Source organism: Fictibacillus nanhaiensis (assembly GCF_036213205.1).
Taxonomy (GTDB): Bacteria; Bacillota; Bacilli; order Bacillales; family Fictibacillaceae; genus Fictibacillus; species Fictibacillus nanhaiensis_E.
Genome location: NZ_JARMFC010000048.1, coordinates 1 through 5,469, shown reverse-complemented (window position 1 = coordinate 5,469; position 5,469 = coordinate 1). Strand labels below are relative to the sequence as shown.

Annotated in this window: 6 protein-coding genes and 1 riboswitch; of the genes, 2 read left to right on the top strand and 4 right to left on the bottom strand. The window is 38.4% G+C overall.

The window, feature by feature from the left end; translation table 11 throughout:
- Nucleotides 1–50: 50 nt before the first annotated feature.
- Entirely contained in the window at nt 51–1,292 is a 1,242-nt protein-coding gene (locus P4V41_RS21600) for an MFS transporter (protein WP_328087294.1), read from the bottom strand.
- 169 nt (nt 1,293–1,461) lie between these two features.
- Between P4V41_RS21600 and P4V41_RS21595 the strand changes: the two genes are divergently transcribed.
- Nucleotides 1,462–1,890, top strand: a complete 429-nt coding sequence (locus P4V41_RS21595) for a MarR family transcriptional regulator (protein WP_328087293.1) — start codon at nt 1,462–1,464, stop codon at nt 1,888–1,890.
- Between the two features lie 32 nt (nt 1,891–1,922).
- Here P4V41_RS21595 and P4V41_RS21590 read toward each other — a convergent pair whose 3' ends face one another.
- The 3 genes from P4V41_RS21590 to P4V41_RS21580 form a co-directional block, all read right to left on the bottom strand.
- Nucleotides 1,923–2,786, bottom strand: a complete 864-nt coding sequence (locus tag P4V41_RS21590; protein WP_328087292.1) for a 5'-methylthioadenosine/S-adenosylhomocysteine nucleosidase — start codon at nt 2,784–2,786, stop codon at nt 1,923–1,925.
- Between the two features lie 168 nt (nt 2,787–2,954).
- Nucleotides 2,955–3,058: riboswitch (purine riboswitch) on the bottom strand.
- A gap of 200 nt (nt 3,059–3,258) precedes the next feature.
- Nucleotides 3,259–3,729 (bottom strand): HIT family protein, encoded by a 471-nt coding sequence (locus tag P4V41_RS21585; RefSeq protein ID WP_328087291.1) that lies wholly within the window; start codon nt 3,727–3,729, stop codon nt 3,259–3,261.
- Between the two features lie 21 nt (nt 3,730–3,750).
- The gene (locus P4V41_RS21580; protein WP_328087290.1) at nt 3,751–4,221 is read right to left on the bottom strand and encodes an NUDIX pyrophosphatase; all 471 of its coding nucleotides are present in this window, start codon (nt 4,219–4,221) and stop codon (nt 3,751–3,753) included.
- Between the two features lie 115 nt (nt 4,222–4,336).
- Between P4V41_RS21580 and P4V41_RS21575 the strand changes: the two genes are divergently transcribed.
- A complete protein-coding gene (locus tag P4V41_RS21575) occupies nt 4,337–5,422 on the top strand; it encodes a nitric oxide synthase oxygenase (protein ID WP_328087295.1) in 1,086 nt (361 codons plus the stop codon).
- Nucleotides 5,423–5,469 lie beyond the last annotated feature (47 nt).

Sequence of the window (5,469 nt, the reverse complement as noted above, 5' to 3'; positions counted from 1 at the left end):
ATTATTGGTTACAGTTCAAAGTCGAGGAGCAGGCTTTTTTTCTACTATTCTTAATGCGCAGTATCCATTCGATCTACGTGCGCTAGATGTTTGTAGTTCCAACCGATGAAAATGATTGATAAAAACACGAATCCGGCAGCTACATAGAACGGTAGATGTGGATTGAAGATCTCAGCTAGTTTTGCCGCCATGTAAGGAGAGATCGCCGCTCCTAAGAACCGCAAAAAGCTATATGCTGCTGATGCTGTCGATCGCTCAACAGGTGCTGCTTCCATAACAGCTGTTGTAATTAAGGTATTCGTATTCCCCAATATTGCTCCAGCAAAAACGATCGCTGAAATAATCACCCATTGAGTCGAAGTGAATAACCCCATGATTACAAGATCTGCTACAAATAAGAAAAGCATAATTGCGATAGATTTTACCGTTCCAAACTTTCTTTCAAGCATTGGGGCCATAAATACCGATGTGATCGCTAGCAAAGTGCCCCAACCTAAGAACACATAACCTAGTCCCTTCGGATGTAACCCAAGAACGAATGGAGCGTAAGCCATGATCGTAAAAAATCCAATGTTATATAGTGCCGCAACGATTCCAAGCACTAAGATTGAACGATGCTTCATCGCTTTAAACGGAGCAGATAAAGGCATTTTTTTCTTTTTCACGTCTAATTGCCTTTTCAGTTTAGGCATCAATACGAAGAGAATCATAAATGCAAGGATCATAAGAGTAGATACTCCTAAGAAGGGAGATCTCCACGAAATACTTCCTAATGTACCACCGAGCAAAGGTCCGATTGAGATTCCTAATCCTACTGCAGCTTCATACAGAATAATAGCCTTCACTGTCCCGCTGCTTGAAAGGGATACAATGGCAGCTAATGCAGTTGCTACAAACAGAGCATTACCTAGTCCCCAACCTGCGCGAAGACCGACTAGTGTCCATATGTTATCAGCAAATCCCCCTAGTGCGGATACTGTCGCGATAATAAATACTCCAGCTAATAATGTCCCTTTATTTCCTAGTCTTGACGAAACGGTACTAGTGATCAGCATCGCAAAAGCCATCACCGCATTATAGCTCGTATAAAGTAACGTTACTTCACTTGGTGATGCTTGTAGATTTTCAGCAATGGACGGTAAGACTGGATTCACCAACCCCATCCCCATAAATGCAGTTATACAAGCGAAAAAAACAGCCCATACGGAGATCGGCTGATGAAATAAACTTTGTTTATCAAGCGTAACTCCTGAAACCTTCGCGCCGCCAACACTTTGTGTGCTTGATGACATTCTCACATCTCCTCTTCATTTTAATTATCACTATAACTTATTGTATAATACAACTATATAATTGTATAGTACAACTAATTTACTGTCAAACTCACATTCTGTTGTTGAATCGTGTTCTAATCGGTTATTATATTGGTAGAGTTTTGTAAACAAAGGTGGCAAATATTCGATGAAAAACTTCATACTTGAAAAGATCGAACTTGAGATGGCCGTGCTTGTAAGGCGTGTCACTTCGATCACATCCAAAAATAAAATCGGTAATCTAGACAGATCAGCCTATCTCCTTCTGCATCAATTGTCTGTTCATGGGCCTCTTGGAGTGAAGACGCTCGCTGATAACTTGCAGCTGGATACGTCTACAGTCAGTCGACAAGCTGCATCACTCGAGAAAAAAGGTTATGTTTACAAAGTTCCAGACCATGTGGATCGTCGAGCTTACTTTCTACAGTTAACAGAATCAGGGACAGAAGATTTTAATGAATACAAACAAGCTCGGCTTGATCGTTTTAAAGTGCTAACTGACGATTGGACAGATGAAGAACGCCAACAGTTTGGTCATCTATTGAAGAAATTTAATAAAGCCATTTTAGAAAAATAAACCCCGCTAGATTAGCGGGGTTTTCCTTATCCTTATTTACCTTTTTTCATAGATATATATTCTTTAACCACTTCGAATACATAATCTTGATTAGCAGCTGCTGTTGTAGGATCATATTGGCCGCCATTCGTTTTGTTGTTTGAAAGTACGCGGATTCCGAGGAATGGCACTTCATAAGCTTTAGAGATTTGTGCAGCTGACGCACCTTCCATCTCTTCAACAGAAGTTCCAAAGTTCTCATGGAACCATTTGATACGGTCAACTTCATTGTTCCAAACATCTGCAGAACCAATTGTACCCTCAACAACTTTTCCTTTTGTATACGTATCTTTCACAGCGTGAGCCGCTTTTAAAAGCTTTGCATCTCCTTCAAAGTAACGCGCTTTTTCCGCGTTCGGATCTTCCCCAGCACTTCCTTCTGATGCCATCAAGTCCATAGGAATCCATGATTTAGGGTGTATCCCTTCTTCTGCTTCTTTGTGAGGTGTCTTTAAAGATCCAAGATTAACTGTTCTTTTTCCTAGTACGATATCAAATACGTTTAAACTTGGATCATGACCACCAGATGTACCTTGATTAATAATTGCCACAGGTTTATATTTTTCTATTGCAATAGCAGTAGCTGCTGCCGTGTTCTCCATGCCTTTACCTGTTTTGGTTACAATGACCGGATAGCTATTCAGTGTTCCTTTGTAGAAAACAAAATTTCCAGACTTTTCTTCTTTAACATTCTTTAAACGTTTTGCAAAATTCTCAGCCTCAATCGGCATTGGTCCTTGAATAATGATTGGTCGTTTTGCTTTTTCTTTTCCAGATGCTGTTTGATTGAAATTAAACCCCGCTAATGCAGATAAAAACAATACAGCTGCGATTGCTAATAATCCGTATTTCTTCATTGTATTTTACCCTCCAGATATCACGAATTACACGAATTCACTCAATAAAAATAGCCTAGAAAATGTAGATAGATTCTACCTCAGACTAACGGAGTCAAAGTATCATTATGCAAAGTAATATTGCTAAATCAAGGGATGATATACTTATTTTTCAAAAGTATAACTTCTCAACCTGTTACTTTAACTCGTAGTCCAGTTCTTTCATTGGGAACCGGGTAGAAACACTCAGACCATATTACCGAGCATATACGAGTAATTCGCTTTTATGTATGTTACTTTGATAATATAACAATAATTCCTTTCGTTTTCAACATAAAACTTAACATTTTTAATTAAATTACGTTTAAATGTTCGGATTTTAACTTAGTCTAAGCAATGAGAAGACAAGAATACATATCCGTCGCATCATCCAGAGTTACCTTTCCTTAGAATTAAATGATCCGTTTCAATCATCACATTCATGCTTTTCTTTTTAACGAATGGTCACAGAAATCAATTTATTTAGTTCAACATACAAACGGTTCTTCATATCTTCCAACTCAACTTGAGACGGTTTTATGCTATCTGCAAACATTTCTTCTCTATCTACCCACCATACAGGACCTTTTACTGGTGAGTCGTTTTCTCTTCGAGGAAACAAATGCCAGTGAAGATGAGAATCCCCATTTCCTAATAGTTCATAGTTTAATTTTTCAGCATTAAATGCCTTATAAACCGCCTCTGCTACGATACTCATCTCATTTAAGAATGTCTTCTTCACTTCGGTTTCTAACAAATGCAGTTCTTTCTTATGTTCTTTTGATAAAAATAGCGTATACCCTTTAAAATATTGATGATCTCCAATCACGACGTAACCCGTCTCCAATTCAGCAACAAAATAAGGATTTGTTTCGCTCTGGATCATCTCAATCCTTTGACAAATTAAACAATCTGTATGAGTCATTCTTATAACCTCCTTGAACTTTTATATTTTAACATAATTTTCCTTATAATTGTTTTGTAGGTTTAATCTCGTATGTAGTTCCCATAGTGCTGTTTTATTGCTGTCCCATTTTAACTCGGAGACACCTTCTTCATAACTAACCCACTTGTAGGCAGTGTGCTCTTTCGATATATTCAATGTCTGATCATAGATTTCTAAACCAAATGAGTATTCCGGTATGACGAGCACTTCTTCACCCCAAAGAAAGTGACCCACTACGTGTACGACTGGCAAAGAAGTTACCGAATCTAATTGAATTAACCGGCAACCCTCACCTAGACCTGTTTCTTCGAGAGCTTCTCTTCTTGCTGATTGTTCAGGATTCTCTCCCATTTCCCCGCCACCAGCAATTCCTTGCCAATAATTCATATCCGAACGTTTTAAAATAGCATATTCAATACCGTGCTTCCTCCTTATAAAAGGAATCACCAGAACTTGGTAAGCTGCTCTCATGCGATCTTCTCCTCCCCTTCATGTTCTATTTTTGTAACACTTACAAGCGGTAATTCTTTGAAAACTAGGCTATTATAATAATACACTTATTTTTGTTGGGGGCTTTATTTTGGAAATGAATCTTTTACAAGAAGCAACAGAATTTATAACTTCCTGTTATCAGGAATTAAATAGAACGCAGAGTGAGATTGATGATCGAATTTCAGAAATCGCACAAGAAATTCAATTAAATGGTACATACAATCACCTATCTTTTGAGATTGATTATGGCGCAAAAGTAGCATGGCGAAACAGCAATCGATGTATTGGAAGATTGTTTTGGGATCAGATGAACACGTTTGATCAAAGACATGTTGAAACAGAGGAAGAAATCTTTAAGGCAATCGTAGATCACATGAAATATGCAACTAACCATGGACGTATTCGCCCGACGATAACCATTTTTCCTCCTAAATCCAATAAACATCATGTGAGTATCTGGAATCATCAATTGATTCGATATGCTGGATATCAGATGGAAACCGGAATTATCGGAGATCCAGCATCCATTGAATTTACAGAAAAATGCATAGAGCTTGGTTGGGAACCTAAATACGGAAATTTTGATATCTTGCCCATTGTAATACAAGTAAACGATAATCTTCCTAAGTTATTTGAACTGCCAAAGTCTTCAACGCTTGAAGTAGAGATTCGTCATCCTGAGTTTGATTGGTTTCAAGATTTAAAGCTAAAGTGGTACGGTGTTCCCCTCATATCTGATATGGCTTTAGAGATCGGTGGGCTCCGTTACACGGCAGCTCCATTCAATGGCTGGTATATGGGGACTGAAATCGGCGCAAGAAATCTAGCGGATGAAAATCGTTACAATATGCTTCCAAAGATTGCTTCATGCATGGGCATAGACACGAAAAGCTCGATCTCTTTATGGAAAGATAAAGCGCTCGTTGAACTGAACATCGCAGTGCTGCATTCATTCCGAGAAGATGGTGTTAGTATCGTAGATCATCATACCGCAGCTCAGCAGTTCAAAAAATTTGAAGAAAAAGAGTCAGAGAGTGGCAGAAATGTAACGGGTAACTGGGTGTGGCTCATTCCACCTATGAGTCCTGCGACAACACACATTTTTCATAAACCGTACAAAAATGATATCGTAAAACCTAATTATTTTTACCAGCCTAAACCCTATTCTAAAGAAAAATAGACTATATAACAAAACGTCCAGATCTTGTTTGAACTGCACCCCAATTG